The sequence below is a fragment of the Halarchaeum sp. CBA1220 genome, from assembly GCF_003721175.2.
GTDB lineage: Archaea > Halobacteriota > Halobacteria > Halobacteriales > Halobacteriaceae > Halarchaeum > Halarchaeum grantii.
This window is the reverse complement of record NZ_CP054707.1, coordinates 1,504,943-1,520,137: the sequence shown is the minus strand read 5'-3', so window position 1 is coordinate 1,520,137 and position 15,195 is coordinate 1,504,943. Positions and strand designations below refer to the sequence as shown.

Sequence of the window (15,195 nt, the reverse complement as noted above, 5' to 3'; positions counted from 1 at the left end):
GCGGAGGGGACGGCGTCGAGAAAGCGCTCCGGTTCAGGCGGCCTCGTAGCGCTCGACGGCGTGCCCCCAGACCGCCATCGCGGAGGGCGTGACGATGACCGACATCAGGTAGGAGAGGAGGATGCTGAGGCCGGTGACGGCGCCGAACTGCCCGAGGATGGGCGTGATGGCGAGCACGAGCACGCCGATGCCGGTGACGGTGGTGAGCATGCTCCCGGTGAGCGACCCGCCGGTGCCGCGAACGGCGACCTCGATGGCGTCGTAGAGGTCGCGCTTGCGGTACTCGTCGCCGAAGCGGTGGACGATGTGCGCGGAGTAGTCGACGCCGAGGCCGATGCTGATGGAGAGGATGGTCGCGGTGAGGGCGTTCAGCGGGATGTCGAAGTAGCGCATCGTCGCCGCGATGAACGCGACCGTCAACACGATGGGGAAGAGGTTGACGAGGCCGAGCGTCGGCCGGCGCTCGAAGAGCCAGTAGCAGAAGACCAAGAAGAGCGCGGTCAGTAGGAGCGCGACGGCGAGGCTCGTCAGCGCGGAGTCGAGGATGCTGTCCGTGATGTACTCGAAGACGACGGCCTGGCCGGTCGCGGTCGCGGTGAGGCGATAGCGGTCCTCGACGACTTCGGCGTCCGCGACGACTTCGGCCTGCGTCGCGCTCGACTCGGCGGAGTAGACGACCTTCGCGCCGCGCTGGTCGTGCGAGATGTACTGGCGTGCCTGGTCGTGGTAGGGCGAGTCGAGCAGGCGGTCGTAGATGAGGCCGAGGTTGTCGTCGGGGATGCCGTCGTCGTCGATGTCGTTGCGCGCGACGAGCGCCCGGAATTCCGCGTTCTGGTCGGCGTAGCTGTCGATGACGCCGACGATGCTCTGGGTGTCGGCGTAGCGGCTGTCGTCCTCGGTGATGAACGAACTCGGCGGGTCGTAGGCGGCGTGATGCATCGACTCCAAGGCGGAGTCTTGGCGCAACGGTCCTCTCACGTACATCGTCACGGAGCTCCCGCCGATCGAGTTGAAGTTGTCCTCGAGGAAGTTCAGCGTCCCCGTGACCTGGTACTCGTGGGGCGCGAACGGCTCGGGGAGGTCCTCGAGCCACGCGGGCGTGTCCTCTGGCGGGAGGAAGTCCTCCTGGTTGAACGAGGTGCTGACGCCGGTGCCGTAGCCGGCGACGACCGTCGTCGAGAGGACCATGACGATGAGGAAGATGTAGGGCGCCTTCCGCGCGATGAGGACGGGATAGCCGAGGAACTTCCCGGTGATCGAGCCCTCGCCGCCGAGCGGCTGAGTGCCGAACTGCCGGATGCCGTTGCGCTCGCGCCAGAGGTCCGTGTAGACCTTCGCGGCGGGGAGGAAGATGCCGAAGATGAGCACGGTGAACGTGATGCCGATGGCGGCGACGACGCCGAAGTCACGGATCGGCCCGAGGCTGCTCGTGAGGTTCGCGAGGAACCCGAGCACGGTGGTCCCGGTGACGATGAAGAACGCGACGAGCAACTGGTCGGTCGCGATCTCCATGGACTCGACGACGCCGTGGCCCTCCGTTCGCTCCTCGCGATAGCGGTTGACGGCGTGGATGCCGAAGTCGATGCCGACCGCGAGGAGGAGCGGCGGGACGGCGATGAGCATCTGGCTGAACGGGATGCCGGCGACGCCCATGAACCCGAACGTCCAGATTATCGCCATGACGAGCGAGACGACGCCGAGCAGGAGGTCGAAGGGGTCGCGGTAGCTGAAGACGAGGAAGACGAGGATGAGCAGCGCGGCGGCGGGGACGACGATGAGCAGCGAGTCCATGATTACGTTCGCGAACTCGGCGGAGAGGATGCCGCTCCCGAAGACGGTGATGTCTCGCGCGCCCTGCCGGTCGAGCGTGGCTTCGACGCGCTGCTGGATGGTGGAGACCGGGCTGGAGCCGCCGGACGTGCCGGCGGAGGAGCCACCCGCGCCGGGCACCTGATGGGTGACGACGGCGACGGTGGCGCTCGCGCTCGCGGCCTGCGAGTTGAAGTCGTCGCTGAGCGAGGAGGCGAAGCCCGGGCTCTCGGCGGCCCGCCGGACGGCGGCGTCGATTTCGGCGGGCGTCGCGCCCTCGACGGCGTCGATCTTCTCCGCGTACGTGTCCGCCTGCGGGTCGATGAGGAGCGCGACCGTGTCGGCGACGCTGGACGCGCTCTGCACGCGGAGGCTCTCGCGCGACGCCAACTCCTCTTCGGCCCGGAGCAGCCGCAGGAGCGCGGGCTTGGCGAGGACGTTCTGGTCGCGCTGGATGAGCTGCGTGCTCGCGACGTCCTCGGAGAACGACTGCCCGAAGACGCGGTCGACGTCGTTCAGCGCCTCCTGAGCGGGGCTCCCGGAGGTGAACTGGCTGGTGCCGGACTCCGTGGAGACGTTCCCGAGGCCGGCGGTGAGCAGCGCCGTGACGAGGAGGAACGCGATGATGACCGTTCCGGGTCGCTCCCCGACGAGATGATCGATCCGCTCGATGACGTCCTCGTAGCTAGCCATCACTGACGCCTGTAGTAGAGGTAGCCGCCAGCGACGACGACGATGAGGACGACGCCGCCGATGAGGGCGATGGGCGGCCCGCTACCCCCTTCGGGCGCCGTCACGGAGAGCGGGACCTGGTAGTAGTTCGAGAGCTTCGTCTCCCCGCCGGTGTCGTACTGGAAGTCCATCGAGACGGGGTAGGTCTTCTCGAGCGCGGAGCCGGAGGCGGAGAGCGAGAACGTCACGTTCGTCGTCTCGCCGGCCTCGAGGTGGGAGACGAACGCTTGGTCGTCGCCGGTGGATATCGGGTCGTCCGCGTACACCTTCGCGTCCACGTTCGTGACGGCGGTGTCGCCGTTGTTCGTGAGGCGGAAGGTGACGGTTTCGCCGGAGCCGGCGGCGAGCGTGCCGTCGACGGGTTCGACGACGAAGCGGTCGCGCTCGGGCGCGATGTCGACGGTCGCCGGGAGGTCGTCGCTCTGCCGGGTGTCGCCCGCGTCGTTCTTGTAGCGGACGCCGAGGTCGAGTTGGCGCGGGCCGGCTTCGGCGCTATCGGTGACGTCGACGGGGAAGGAGACGCCGACGCTCTCGCCGGCGGCGACCGAGCCGACCGCGTACTCGCTTCGACCCGGAACGACGTTCGCGCTGGTCGAGGAGAGCGTGACGACGGCGTTCGAGACGGCCGTCGGCCCGGTGTTCGTGACGGTCGCGTTCAGCGTCCCTTCCTCGCCGGCGCGGAGGGTGCTCGAGACGTCGTCGAGCTCGAACGTCTGCTCGGGGAGCGGCTGGACGGCGGCGAGGAGGCTGTCGGACCGCTCGGTGTTGCCGTTCTCGTTCGCGTACGTGACCTGCGCGTCGAGCGTGTAGTTCCGCGCGTCCGCGTCGGCGGCGACGGAACTCGAGACGGAGACGGTGCGGTTCTGGTCGACGGCCCACGAGCCGACGTAGGCGGTGACGGGGTTGCCGCCGCCGACGACGAACTGCGAGCCCTGCGGGCTGACGGTGACGCGAGCGTCCTCGGCGGGCTCGGAGCCGACGTTCTGGAGGGTGAGCCGCGTCGTGCCGGTGTCGCCGACGGAGGCGTTCGTGGACGTGTCGACGACCTCGAAGCGCGGTTCGTCCTTCACTTCGAGGGTCACGTCGAGCGACTCGGTCACCGTCTTGTCGTCGCGGACGCCGCCGTCGTAGACGGAGTAGATGTACGTCACTTCGACGGGGACGGTGTAGGTGCCGGGCTCGGCGTTCCGGTCGACGGCGACGCGGAAGGAGGTGGGGAGCGCCGCGCCCTCGGCGAGTTGCGATTGGCCGTTCGCCCGGAGGACCTGCGTCCCCGTCTTCACGTCGATGGGGGCGCTGTCGTCCTCCATCGTCACGCGGACGTTACGGGCCGTCGTGGCCTGACTGAGTTCCGCGCCCGTGTACCCCGACGCGGAGACGTCCGGGGCGTTCGAGACGACGACCGTCAGGTCGGTCTCTTGACCGGGAGCGACGGTGTCGTCGGCCAGCGCGGCCGTGAGGTTGGGGGCTGGGGCGGCGGCGGCGATACCACTCGCGGCGACGACGCCGACGAGGAGACACACGAGGAGTGCGCGTTTCATGAGTAGGCGAGTCTCTGCGCGCGACTTGTGTCGGGTATCACATAAGCAGTCCCCAACGGTCAGAAACTCCGCGTCAGTTTGTCGTCAGTCTGTCGTCTCCGAGCGCGGCGAGCAGGCGGTCGACGAGCGCGCCGTCGTACGTCCAGACGCCGTAGAACGCCCCGGGCGTGCGCTCCTCGGCGACGAGCGCGGACTTCTGCTGGGGGTCGGGACCGCCGTCGTAGACGACGAACCACGTCTCGGTGACGTCCGGGGAGTCGTCGGCGTGAACGGTGACGCCGTCGATGCGGACGTCGGCGTCGGGCGCGCCGTAGACGTGGACGTCGAGGTCGCGTGTCGCGAGGCGCTCGTAGGTTTCGCGCTGCTCGCGGACCGTGGAGAGCCGCTGGAACCCCGCGTGAAGGGTGCCGGAGCCGGCGCGCCACGCGCGGTCCTCGACCTCGCGCGTCGCGTGGAGCGTCTGCCGGTGGTCGTAGGAGGCGAAGGTGGCGCCGTCGAGCGCTTCGAGGACCGGCTGGTAGGGCGCGGGCTCGCCGACGCGCTTCGGGGGCGCATCGGGGTCGACGAGCGTGCGGAGGGCGGCGAGACCGACGGCGGCCTCGAAGGCGCCGTCGTGGGCGAGGACGGCGTGCTCGGCGGCGTCGGGGGGACAGCGACTGTAGCGGACGGAGACGTTCTGGGAGGCGAAGTAGTCGCGTAGCTCCGGGACGATGGCGTCGCGCTGGGCGTAGACGGTCAGCGTCTTCTCGTGACTGCGGACCGTCTCCAGGACGTCTCTGAGTCCCACGGTGGCCGTCTCTCTCACACACAGATATAGCTGTGGGGGCGGTCGGGGAGCGGTGACACTATGGGCCGGTCGGCCCTCCCTCCAGCTATGAGTACGCGACGCGACTATCTCGCGACGGCGGGCGCGCTCGGTGTCGGCCTCCTCGCGGGCTGTCTGGGCTCGGGCGGCGACGGGTCGAGCGTGGACGTCGAGGTGGTGGAGTCGATGCCGACGCCGGTCCGGGGCGACCCGGACGCGGACGTGACGGTGCAGGTCTTCGAGGACTACGCGTGCCCGCACTGCGCGACGTACGCGACGGAGGTCGCACCGCGCGTCTTCGAGGAGTACGCGACGCCGGGGACGATCCGCTACGAGCACCACGACTTCCCGATTCCGGTGAGCGAGACGTGGTCGTGGGCGGGCGCGAACGCGGCGCGCGCGGTGCAGGACCAAGTGGACGCGGAGGCCTTCTTCGAGTACACGCACGACCTGTTCGCGAACCAGGGCACGTACGTGGGGCAGGGCGACGCGGGCTACGACTTCCTCGGGTCGACGGCCGAGGAGTACGGCGCGGACGCGGACGCCGTGGTTCGCGCGGCGAAGGGCGGGAAGTACGACCCCGTCCTCCGGGCGGACAAGCAGGCCGGCCGGGACATGGGCCTCGACGGCACGCCCGAGGTGTACGTGAACGGGTCGGCCACCGACGGCTACGAGTACGGGACGGTTCGCGACGCCATCGAGGCGGCCCGCCAGTCGTAGCGTCGGCGGGCCGGTCGCGCGAGGCGGGAGGGACGGACCGGTACGACTTTTCTGTCGGCGTCCCAACCGCCGGTATGGACCGACGCAGCTACCTCGCGAGTGTCGGCGCGGCGGGTGTCGCCGCGCTCGCCGGTTGTGGCGGAAGCTCGGACTCCCAGACGTCGACGACGACGCTCCCGCCGGACACCGTCCAGTGCGACCTCGTCGACTACGCCTTCGAACCGGGTACCGACTCCCCGCTCGAAATCGACGTCGGGACGACCGTCCACTTCGTCTGGAAGACCGACGGGCACAACGTCGTCCCCGAGGAGAAGCCCGCCGACTCCGACTGGGAGGGCGAGCCCGAAATCGTCGGTACGGGTCACACCTACGACTACGAGTTCACCGTGCCGGGACGCTACCACATCGTCTGTGAGCCCCACGTCAACATGGGGATGGTCGGCGACATCGTCGTCCGCGACACCGAGTCGACGACGGCCGCGACGAACGACTCCGCCTGAGACGCGACTCGGTACCGCCTCGGCGGCGCGGCGGGCGCGCGAGTCACCCCGCTTCGCTGTGCGTCCGCATCGCACGTCCTCCTCTCACAACCGTGTGAAACCGGCACAAAACCAGTGAATCGTGCCGGAGAGCGCCCATCCCACCCCGAGACGCCGAAAGAGTACTATGGGGGCATGGGCAAAGGGCTTAAATCTATCGTTGTTCTTGGTAAGGATACATGGTACGCCCCAGCCGCCAGCAGGAGCGAGACGTCGAGGCGGAGACGACAGACGCGGAGCAGGAGGGGACGCGCACGTGTCCGGAGTGTGAGTCGGAGAACCTCTCGGTGAGTGCGGATCAGGGGGAGCTCATCTGTGAGGACTGTGGCCTCGTTCTGGAGGAGGACAACGTCGACCGTGGGCCGGAGTGGCGGGCGTTCAACCACTCCGAGCGCCAGCAGAAGAGTCGGGTGGGTGCGCCGACCACGCAGACGATGCACGACAAGGGTCTGACCACCCAGATCGACTGGAAGGACAAGGACGCCTACGGGCGCTCCATCTCCTCGAAGAAGCGCTCGCAGATGCACCGCCTGCGCAAGTGGCAGGAGCGCATCCGCACGAAGGACGCCGGCGAGCGCAACCTCCAGTTCGCGCTCTCCGAGATCGACCGCATGGCGTCGGCGCTCGGCGTGCCCCGGAGCGTGCGCGAGGTCGCCTCGGTCATCTACCGGCGCGCGCTCAAGGAGGACCTCATCCGCGGGCGCTCCATCGAGGGCGTCGCCACCTCCTGTCTCTACGCGGCCTGCCGCAAGGAGGGCATCCCGCGCTCGCTCGAGGAGGTCGCGGAGGTCTCCCGCGTCGACCAGAAGGAGATCGGGCGCACGTATCGCTACGTCGCCCAGGAGCTCAGCCTCGAGATGGAGCCCGTGGACCCGAAGCAGTTCGTCCCGCGCTTCGCGAGCGAACTCGGCCTGAACGAGGAGACCATCGCGAAGGCGAACGAGATAATCGACATCTCCGCCGAGCAGGGCCTCCTCTCCGGGAAGAGCCCGACCGGCTTCGCGGCGGCCGCCATCTACGCCGCGAGCCTCCTCTGCAACGAGAAGAAGACCCAGCGCGAGGTCGCGGACGTCGCGCAGGTCACCGAGGTCACCATCCGCAACCGCTATCAGGAGCAGATCGAAGCGATGGGGTTCGAGTAGGTCGGCCCGCAGGGCGGACCGAAAACGCGAACCGTCGGACGAACATGGACGGCCGAACGCCCCGACCGCTCCCGTTTCGGCGCGACGAGCCGCCGTTGGGGCACGTGTGGCTCACGCGTCGAACCGGGCGTCACTCCGCGCCGCGTGCTCGACGGCTCTACGACCCGTCGAATTCGGCTTCGACGCGCACGACCTGCTTCCCGACGTTCTCGCCCTCGAAGAGACCGACGAAGGCGTCCGGGGCGTTCTCGAGGCCGTCCGCGACGGTCTCGCGGAACTGGACGTCGCCGGACTGCACCCACTGCGCGAGGCGCTCGCTCGCCTCCTCGAAGCGCGGGGCGTAGTCGCCGACGAGGAAGCCCTCGACGCGGGCGCGGGTCTCGACGAGTCGCGGGAGCTTTCGCGGCCCCATCGTGACGCCCTCCTCGTTGTAGAGGGCGATCTGCCCGCAGACGGCGACGCTCGCGCGGACGTTCAGGTGCGCGAAGACGGCGTCCGTGATGTCGCCGCCGACGTTGTCGAAGTAGGCGTCGACGCCCTGCGGGGCGGCGTCGGCGAGCGCGTCCGCGACGTCCTCGTCCGCGTAGTTGATGCCGGCGTCGAAGCCGAGGTCGTCGGTGAGGTACTCGACCTTGGCGTCGCTGCCGGCGATGCCGACGACGCGACAGCCGTTCAGCTTCGCGATCTGGCCGACGACGCTCCCGACGGCGCCGGCGGCGGCGGAGACGACGACGGTGTCGCCGGGGTCGGGGTCGAGGACGTCCGTGACGCCGAAGTAGGCCGTTCGGCCGGGCATCCCGAGGACGCCGAGCGCGACGGACTCGCGGAGGTCGCCGGTCTCGACGGCGACGACGTCGGCCCCGTCGGCGACGGCGTAGTCCGCCCAGACGAGGTTGCCGGTGACGGTGTCGCCCGCCTCGTAGTCGGGGTGGTTCGACTCGACGACCTCGCCGACGACGGCGCCGCGGAGGGCGTCGCCGACCGCCCACGGTTCCGCGTAGGACTCGCCCTCGCGCATCCGGTCGCGCATGTACGGGTCGACGCTGAGGTAGCGCGTGCGGACGAGTACCTCGTGCGGACCGGGCTCGGGAACGTCGGTTTCGACGAGTTCGAAGTCCTCGTCGTCGGGGACGCCGTCGGGGCGCTGTGCGAGCACGAACTGCCTGTTTGTCGCCATACGTCACCCGTGGGGCGGGAGCGTGACGTGCGTTGTGGCGTCCGCGACGCTCGCTGAAACCGAACGCGCGTTGTGCACCGTTTACGCCTCGACGGCGACTTCGGGCAGACGACCCGCCGTGCGCGACCGCCTCGCGTCAGGGGCGGACGCGCTCGCCGGTGGCGGCGGCCTCGTAGAGCGCGTCGATGACGCGCATGTTCGCGACCGCGGACTCGCCACCGGTCGCGGGCGTCTCGCCGGCCGCGACGCGATCCGCGAAGTGCTCGACCTCGCGGGCGTACTGGTCGACGGGGTCGAAGGACTCGGTGACCTCGCGGCCGTCGACGGCGTAGCGGAGTTCGGCGGGCGCGTCGCTCGGGACGTTGAACGCGGGGTCGGGGACCTCGACCCAGCCGTCGGTCGTCTCGATGCGGTACTGCTGGCGCTCGGGCGCGTCGAACCACGAGCGGAGCGTGGCGCGCGCGCCGTCCTCGTACTCGAACGTGCCGACGAGGCGGGTGTCGACGCCGCAGTCGCGGCTGTCGTACGTGCTCGCGGTGACGGCCTCGGGGTCGCCGAGGAACGTCCGCAGGGCGTGGACGGGGTAGCAGCCGACGTCCATGAGCGACCCGCCGGCGAGTCCGGGGTCGAGGCGGACGTCCTCGGGGGCCCCGTAGAGCGGGAAGCCGAACGTCGCCTCGGCGGAGACGACGTCGCCCATCTCGGCGAGCAGGTCGCGGACGCGCTCGGTCCGGGGGTGGTAGCGGTACATGAACGCCTCCATGAGGGTGACGCCGGCGTCCCGGCAGTGGTCTGCGACGGCGCGGGCTTCGGCGGCGTCGCTCGCGAGCGGTTTCTCGCAGAGGACGTCGAGGCCGGCGTCGGCGGCGCGCGTCGTCCACTCGGCGTGGAGGCCGTTCGGGAGCGGGTTGTAGACGGCGTCGATGTCCGCATCGAGGAGCACATCGTAGCTCCCGTAGGACTCCGGGATGCCGTGGTCGGCGGCGACGGCGGCGGCGCGCTCGGCGTCGCGCGAGGCGATGGCGACGACGTCGTGGTCGGTGCGCGCGACGCCGGGGAGGAAGGATTTCAGGGCGATGTCGGCCGTGCTGATGACACCAAAGCGCATACGCCCCCGTTGGGAGGAGGCGGGGAAAAGCTACTCTTCCGTCGCGACAGGGCCGTCCCACGCGTCGATACCGCCGGCGACGCTGTACACGTCGTCGGCGTCGCCGTAGCGCTCGACGAAGCGCGCGGCCTGCTGGGAGGACTTCCCGACGTAGCAGAGGAAGGCGACGGTGTCGTTCCACTCGCGCTCCTCGACGATCTGCTCGAGTTCCTCGAGCGTGAGGTTCTCCGCGCCGGGGACGTGGCCCTGCTCGTAGGCCTCGGGGTCGCGGATGTCCACAAGCGTGAAGTCCTCGTCGTCGAGTCGCGATTCGACGTCGTCGGGGTGGAGTTCGGGCGCCATGGGTCAGTTCTTGCGGAGGTAGATGCGGTAGACGCCGTCGCCGCTGCGCCAGACGCTCGCGTCGGCGTCGTCGCCGACGGCCTTCGGGACGTTCTCCGTGCAGGGGACGTGGTCGGTCTCCTGCACGAGGAGGTCGCCCGACTCGATCTGCTGGAGGCCCTTCTGGGCCTCGACCTGTGGGTACGGGCAGACCTCGCCCATCATGTCCTGCGTGAGGTCGGCGGCCTCGTAGAGGTCCTCCGCTGCTTCGTCGTCCAGTTCGTCCGGGGAGTCGATGACGTCGTCAATGGATGGCATTGGTGTGTCGTAGTCGGTGGAGTGGTGTCTGTCTGGCGGTTCCGCTCAGATGGCGCAGCCGACTTCGCGGTAGATCCAGTGCGTCATCACGTAGACGCCGGCGACGATGCCGATGGTCGCGATGAACGAGTGGACGGAGAGCTCGGCGAGCCCGGAGTAGATGTTCCCGATGTTGCAGCCAGGCGCGAGGCGGGAGCCGGCGCCCATGGCGAAGCCGCCGAGGACGGCGTTGGGGAGGCGGCGCTTGCGCGGCATCCGGAGGGAGAAGTCCCCGCTCCAGTAGGCGGCGAGGCCGGCGCCGACGACGAGGAACGTGATCATCACCATGTCGACGGTGAGGCCGACGCCGGCGCCGCGGAAGAGGACGGAGCCCCAGTAGGTGAACGAGCCGGCGTCGACGCCGACGAGCGAGAGGAGGTAGCCGCTCCAGCGGGCTTCGGGGCCGGTGATGCCGACGATGGAGACGGAGGTGAACCAGAGGAGCGCGAAGACGGAGATGCCGAGCGCGGCGCTCCGGGGGTCCCACGGGCGCTTGCTCGCGGCGACCGGGTCGGCCCACGCGTCCCGAACGCCGGCGGCGTAGGCGCGCGTGCCGGCGGCGAGTCGCTGGAGGCCGACGACGGGCGTCCCAACGATGGTTGCGGGGCGGGCGGACGCGGCGGTCGCGCGCTCGGCCGCGCCGTCGTACTCGCGGCCGAGGACGGTGGCGTAGACGAGCGTGCCGACGGCGGCGACCGCGATGGCGAGGAGGCCGGCGGGCACCGGGGAGATCTCGAAGAGCGAGACGCCCTCGCCGAACGTCAGGGAGGCGAAGTAGGTGGACTGGAGCGTCGGGAACGCGACGGTGAACGCGACGTAGCCGACGCCCATGAACAGGAGGGTGATCCAGTACTGGACGTAGCCCTCGCCGGCGCGGTAGAGCGTCCCGGAGGCGCAGCCGCCGGCGTACGTCATGCCGATGCCGAAGACGAACCCGCCGAGGAGGCCGGTGAGGCCCCAGCCGGGCGTCCAGAAGCCCTGATAGTAGCCGAGCTGATAGGCGGTACCCCAGAACACCATCGTCACGAGGACGGCGGCGACGACGCCCTTCGTGACGCGGGTGTCCTTGTACGCGAAGAGGTCGCGGAAGGCGTTGACGAAGCAGAACCGGCCCTTCTGGAGGCAGGCGCCGATTCCGAGGCCAACGACGGCCGCGATGGCTAGCTGTGAAACCATCTGGTCGCGACCTATTCGGTAGAGCGGTTTAACGGGCCGCATCGCAGGCGTTCGTGCTGGGAGTCGCGACGCGGCGTCGGACCTAACAGCAACCGTTGCCACCTCTCAGCCGTCTGCCTCGTTCCGGGGGAGGTCGATGCGGTCGTTCGCGCGGAGGGAGTCGTTCTCCCACTCGCGGCGCGCGCGGAGCTCGCGGCGGCCGCGACGGGTGACCGTGTAGTAGTTCGTGCGCTCGTCGAGTTGCCCCTTCTCGACGAGGCCCTTCTCGACGAGGGTGTCGAGGTTCGGGTAGAGGCGCCCGTGGTGAATCTCGGACTCGTAGTACTCCTCTAGCTCTTCCTTCACTTCGAGGCCGTTCGGCTCCTCGAGGCCGTAGACGACGTAGAGGAGGTCGCGCTGGAACCCGGTGAGGTCGTGCATGCGCGGCCGTTCGTCGCCCCCGCACAAATATATTCAGGTGTGGAGATGTCACTCGCCGGGGAGTGTGGCCGACGTGTTTTTCCCACGCAGCCGAGAGGTCGCGGACAGTCACATGGGTGGTTCGGGGCTCACACGGTGGCGGTTGCTCGGTGCCCTCGGCGGCGCCGGAGCGGTGGTACTCGGCGCGGGCGCGATGTCGAGCGCGGTGGCGAACGACGGGTGGCGCGCCGTCGAGACACCGACCGGGGGCGCGCTCTACGACGCCGCGTACGCGAGTGACGGGCCGTACGCGGTCGGGTCGGGCGGCACCGTCCGCCGCCGCGACACCGGGACTCGAGCGGCCTGAACCAGGTCGCGCTCAACCGCTTCGGCGACGGCCCGGACGTCGCCGCCGGCGCGAGCGGGACCATCGTCGAGCGCTGACGGCATCGCGACGTCGCGGTTCGGGTCACTCACCGTAGAAAGTGTTAACTGGTAGCACACCACATGGTGTGGTATGAGTGACGCGAGCGCTCCCGGCGGGGGAGAGTTGCGGAGCGCCGACCGAACGATACTCGAGTTCCTCGCCGACGGCGCGCCGCAGTACGCCGCCGTCATCGCCCAGCGGACGGGCATCCACACGCCGTACGCGGAGCGGCGCTGCGAGGCGCTCGTGCGCACCGGCCACCTCGAACCCGTGACCGGCGAAGTCGTCTACCGCATCACCGCGCGCGGCGAGGACGCCATCGGCCGTCTCCCCGACTGACGGGCCCCCGAGTGGCCACCGGAGTTAAGCGGGGAACGGCCATCGTCCCATCCAAGCGATGCACGACCTCACCGGGTTCCAGCGCGACCTCCTCTTCGTGACGGCCGGGCTCGAGGAACCGAACGGCCTCGACATCAAGGACGAGCTCGAGGACTACTACGGGACCGCGATCAACCACGGGCGCCTCTACCCGAACCTCGACACCCTCGTCGAGAAGGGTCTCGTCGACAAGCGAAAGCAGGACGAGCGGACGAACGCCTACTCGCTGACGGGACGCGGCCGCCGAGAGATCCTCGACCGGGAGAGCTGGGAGCACCAGTACATCGAGGAGCTCGTCGAGGAGGAAGCCGAGCGCGCCCACTAGGGCTCGAAGCGCTCGGCCGCCGCGTCGAACGCCGTCCGCGTGTTCAGGCTCTCGAACGACCCGGTCGTGGCGTGCGCATCGATTTCTTCGGCAGTGACGGAGGCGACGTCGAGACCGTCGAGGAGCGCGACCGCCCGGCGCTCGCCGCTGTCGAGCGCGCGTACTGCGGCGTCCGCGGCCGCGTCCGGGCGATAGACGGCGTGGAGGGCCTCGCGATACCCGCCGGGTTTCGGGACGGCGGCCTCGTGTGCGGCCGCGCGGTCGAAGAGGTAGCGGACGAACGCGGGGTCGACGAACGGGACGTCGCAGGCGACCACGAACGCGCGCTCGGCGTCGGTCGCGCGGAGGCCGCAAGCCAGTCCGGCGAGCGGTCCCTCGTCGGGTCGGTCGTCGAGCGCGTACGTCACGGGGAGGGGGTAGCCTGCGAGCGCGTCCGCGATACGCTCGCGCTGGTCGGCCCGACAGTTCACGACGAGTTCGTCGACGGGGCCGGCGATGCGGTCGGCGACGCGTCGGATCATCGGGGTGCCCGCGAGCTCCGCGACGGCCTTGTCCGCGCCGTCGAAGCGGGTGGAGCGCCCGCCCGCGACGACGACTCCGGCGTGCATACTCCCCCTCGGTGCGCCCGCCCCAAGAGCGTCCCGCTCGAGAGGCCGCGTCGCAGGTCGCGGCGACGCGCGCCGGCTCCGTGCCCGCCCCGATGAATGTTCATGGGTATTATCTCGACGTGCTTTAATGCGCGAGGGGCATACGCGGGGGACACGCATGCCCTCGCTGAACGTCGACCCGCGCCGCTACGAGGAGTTCGACCCCGAGCGACGGCCGAGCCTCCGGTGGGCGCTCGTCCCCGTCCTCGCGCTCGTCGTCTTCCTCGGCGTCGGCTCGGGCTATCTCGGCCTCTCGCCGCACGCACCGCTCCTCTGGACCATCGTCCTCACCGGCCTCGTGGGGTACGCCGTCCTCGGCTTCTCGTGGGAGGAGCTCTACGACGGCGTCGCCAGCAGCCTCCTCATGGGCCTGCAGGCCATCCTCATCATCTTCGTCGTCTACGCCGTCATCTCGACGTGGATCGCGGCGGGGACGATTCCCGCCATCATGTACTACGGCCTCGGCCTCCTCACGCCCGAGGTCTTCCTCCCCATCACCGCGCTCTTCGCGGGCGTCGTCGCGTTCGCCATCGGCTCCTCGTGGACCACGGTGGGGACGCTCGGCGTCGCGTTCATCGGCATCGGTCACGGCCTCGGCATCCCGTCCGCCATGACCGCCGGCGCCATCGTCTCCGGCGCGTACGCCGGCGACAAACAGAGCCCACTCTCCGACACCACCAACCTCGCCGCCGCCGTCACCAACACCGACCTCTACGACCACATCGAGCGGATGCGCGTCGGCACCTTCATCGCGTTCGGCCTCGCCGTCGTCGCCTTCGCCGCCCTCGGTCTCCGCGCCGGCGGCGCCATCCCCGCCGGCCAGCTCGAGGCCATCCGTGGCGCGCTCGCGTCCACCTACGACCTCTCCGTTCTCGCGTTCCTCCCGCTCGTCGTCACGTTCGCGCTCGCGCTTCGCGGCTACCCCGCGCTCCCCACGCTCGTCGCCGGCGTCTTCGCCGGCGTCCTCACCACCGTCGGCCTCCAGGGCGTCGGCTTCGTCGACGCGTGGGGCGTCTTCCTCAGCGGCACCGCCCCTGAGACCGGCATGGAGCTCGTGAACGGCCTGCTCGTCTCCGGCGGCCTCTCCGGGAGCGCGTGGACCATCACCGTCGTCGTCCTCGCGCTCACCCTCGGCGGCGTCCTCGAAGCCACCGGCGTCCTCGCCGTCCTCGCACACCACCTCACGAAGCTCGTCTGGAGCGCCGGCAGCCTCGTCGTCGGCACCGAAGCCGCCGCCATCACAGTCAACGCCCTCAGCGCCCAGCAGTACATGAGCATCGTCGTCCCCGGAATGACCCTCCGGAACGCCTACGACGACTTCGAACTCGACTCCTCGAACCTCTCGCGCGCCATCGAAGCCGCCGGCACCCCCACCGGCGTCTTCTTCCCGTGGCACGCCGGCGCCGTCTTCATGGCGGGCGCGCTCAACTTCGAGACGTCGTGGGCCTTCGCTCCCTACTACTTCTTCGGGATGCTCAGCCCCCTCGTTCTCCTCGTGATGGCCGTCGTCGGCTACGACTTCGTCCCCAAGACCGACGCGCCCGCCACGAGCGCCGACTAGGGGTAACGTTAACCCCCCATCCGCCCCACCA

At 69.8% G+C, this 15,195-nt stretch carries 17 protein-coding genes; 7 read left to right on the top strand and 10 right to left on the bottom strand.

Annotated elements, in window-relative coordinates; genetic code table 11:
- Positions 1-33: 33 nt before the first annotated feature.
- The 3 genes from EFA46_RS08225 to EFA46_RS08215 form a co-directional block, all read right to left on the bottom strand.
- A complete protein-coding gene (locus tag EFA46_RS08225; RefSeq protein ID WP_123076804.1) occupies positions 34-2,502 on the bottom strand; it encodes an RND family transporter in 2,469 nt (822 codons plus the stop codon).
- The gene (locus EFA46_RS08220) at positions 2,502-4,082 is read right to left on the bottom strand and encodes a COG1361 S-layer family protein (protein WP_123076806.1); all 1,581 of its coding nucleotides are present in this window, start codon (positions 4,080-4,082) and stop codon (positions 2,502-2,504) included. The genes EFA46_RS08225 and EFA46_RS08220 overlap by 1 nt, the downstream gene beginning before the upstream one ends.
- A 73-nt stretch (positions 4,083-4,155) precedes the next feature.
- Positions 4,156-4,869 (bottom strand): DICT sensory domain-containing protein, encoded by a 714-nt coding sequence (locus tag EFA46_RS08215; protein WP_123076808.1) that lies wholly within the window; start codon positions 4,867-4,869, stop codon positions 4,156-4,158.
- Between the two features lie 87 nt (positions 4,870-4,956).
- Here EFA46_RS08215 and EFA46_RS08210 point away from each other — a divergent pair, with 87 nt between their 5' ends.
- From EFA46_RS08210 to EFA46_RS08200, 3 genes are all read left to right on the top strand, one after another.
- A complete protein-coding gene (locus EFA46_RS08210) occupies positions 4,957-5,607 on the top strand; it encodes a thioredoxin domain-containing protein (RefSeq protein ID WP_123076810.1) in 651 nt (216 codons plus the stop codon).
- Positions 5,608-5,681: 74 nt separating this feature from the next.
- Positions 5,682-6,107, top strand: a complete 426-nt coding sequence (locus EFA46_RS08205; protein ID WP_123076812.1) for a plastocyanin/azurin family copper-binding protein — start codon at positions 5,682-5,684, stop codon at positions 6,105-6,107.
- A gap of 218 nt (positions 6,108-6,325) precedes the next feature.
- Entirely contained in the window at positions 6,326-7,288 is a 963-nt protein-coding gene (locus EFA46_RS08200) for a transcription initiation factor IIB family protein (RefSeq protein ID WP_123076814.1), read from the top strand.
- Positions 7,289-7,445: 157 nt separating this feature from the next.
- Here EFA46_RS08200 and EFA46_RS08195 read toward each other — a convergent pair whose 3' ends face one another.
- The 6 genes from EFA46_RS08195 to EFA46_RS08170 form a co-directional block, all read right to left on the bottom strand.
- On the bottom strand, positions 7,446-8,465 hold the full coding sequence (locus EFA46_RS08195) for an NADP-dependent oxidoreductase (RefSeq protein WP_123076816.1): 1,020 nt from the start codon (positions 8,463-8,465) through the stop codon (positions 7,446-7,448).
- A gap of 136 nt (positions 8,466-8,601) precedes the next feature.
- Positions 8,602-9,573 (bottom strand): Gfo/Idh/MocA family protein, encoded by a 972-nt coding sequence (locus EFA46_RS08190; protein WP_123076818.1) that lies wholly within the window; start codon positions 9,571-9,573, stop codon positions 8,602-8,604.
- A 30-nt stretch (positions 9,574-9,603) separates the two neighbouring features.
- The gene (locus EFA46_RS08185) at positions 9,604-9,915 is read right to left on the bottom strand and encodes a rhodanese-like domain-containing protein (protein ID WP_123076820.1); all 312 of its coding nucleotides are present in this window, start codon (positions 9,913-9,915) and stop codon (positions 9,604-9,606) included.
- A gap of 3 nt (positions 9,916-9,918) precedes the next feature.
- The gene (locus EFA46_RS08180) at positions 9,919-10,212 is read right to left on the bottom strand and encodes a sulfurtransferase TusA family protein (RefSeq protein ID WP_123076822.1); all 294 of its coding nucleotides are present in this window, start codon (positions 10,210-10,212) and stop codon (positions 9,919-9,921) included.
- Positions 10,213-10,257: 45 nt separating this feature from the next.
- On the bottom strand, positions 10,258-11,427 hold the full coding sequence (locus tag EFA46_RS08175; protein ID WP_123076824.1) for a YeeE/YedE family protein: 1,170 nt from the start codon (positions 11,425-11,427) through the stop codon (positions 10,258-10,260).
- A 105-nt stretch (positions 11,428-11,532) separates the two neighbouring features.
- Positions 11,533-11,847, bottom strand: coding sequence for a helix-turn-helix transcriptional regulator (locus EFA46_RS08170; RefSeq protein WP_123076826.1), 315 nt, complete (start codon positions 11,845-11,847; stop codon positions 11,533-11,535).
- Between the two features lie 112 nt (positions 11,848-11,959).
- Between EFA46_RS08170 and EFA46_RS08165 the strand changes: the two genes are divergently transcribed.
- From EFA46_RS08165 to EFA46_RS08155, 3 genes are all read left to right on the top strand, one after another.
- On the top strand, positions 11,960-12,193 hold the full coding sequence (locus EFA46_RS08165; protein WP_123076828.1) for a hypothetical protein: 234 nt from the start codon (positions 11,960-11,962) through the stop codon (positions 12,191-12,193).
- Positions 12,194-12,343: 150 nt separating this feature from the next.
- On the top strand, positions 12,344-12,592 hold the full coding sequence (locus EFA46_RS08160) for a hypothetical protein (protein WP_123076830.1): 249 nt from the start codon (positions 12,344-12,346) through the stop codon (positions 12,590-12,592).
- Positions 12,593-12,650: 58 nt separating this feature from the next.
- Positions 12,651-12,956, top strand: a complete 306-nt coding sequence (locus EFA46_RS08155) for a helix-turn-helix transcriptional regulator (RefSeq protein WP_123076832.1) — start codon at positions 12,651-12,653, stop codon at positions 12,954-12,956.
- Here EFA46_RS08155 and EFA46_RS08150 read toward each other — a convergent pair.
- A complete protein-coding gene (locus EFA46_RS08150; protein WP_123076834.1) occupies positions 12,953-13,564 on the bottom strand; it encodes a molybdenum cofactor guanylyltransferase in 612 nt (203 codons plus the stop codon). The two genes, EFA46_RS08155 and EFA46_RS08150, sit on opposite strands and share 4 nt — an antisense overlap.
- Before the next feature lie 157 nt (positions 13,565-13,721).
- Between EFA46_RS08150 and EFA46_RS08145 the strand changes: the two genes are divergently transcribed.
- Positions 13,722-15,164 (top strand): Na+/H+ antiporter NhaC family protein, encoded by a 1,443-nt coding sequence (locus EFA46_RS08145; RefSeq protein ID WP_123076836.1) that lies wholly within the window; start codon positions 13,722-13,724, stop codon positions 15,162-15,164.
- Positions 15,165-15,195: the final 31 nt, after the last annotated feature.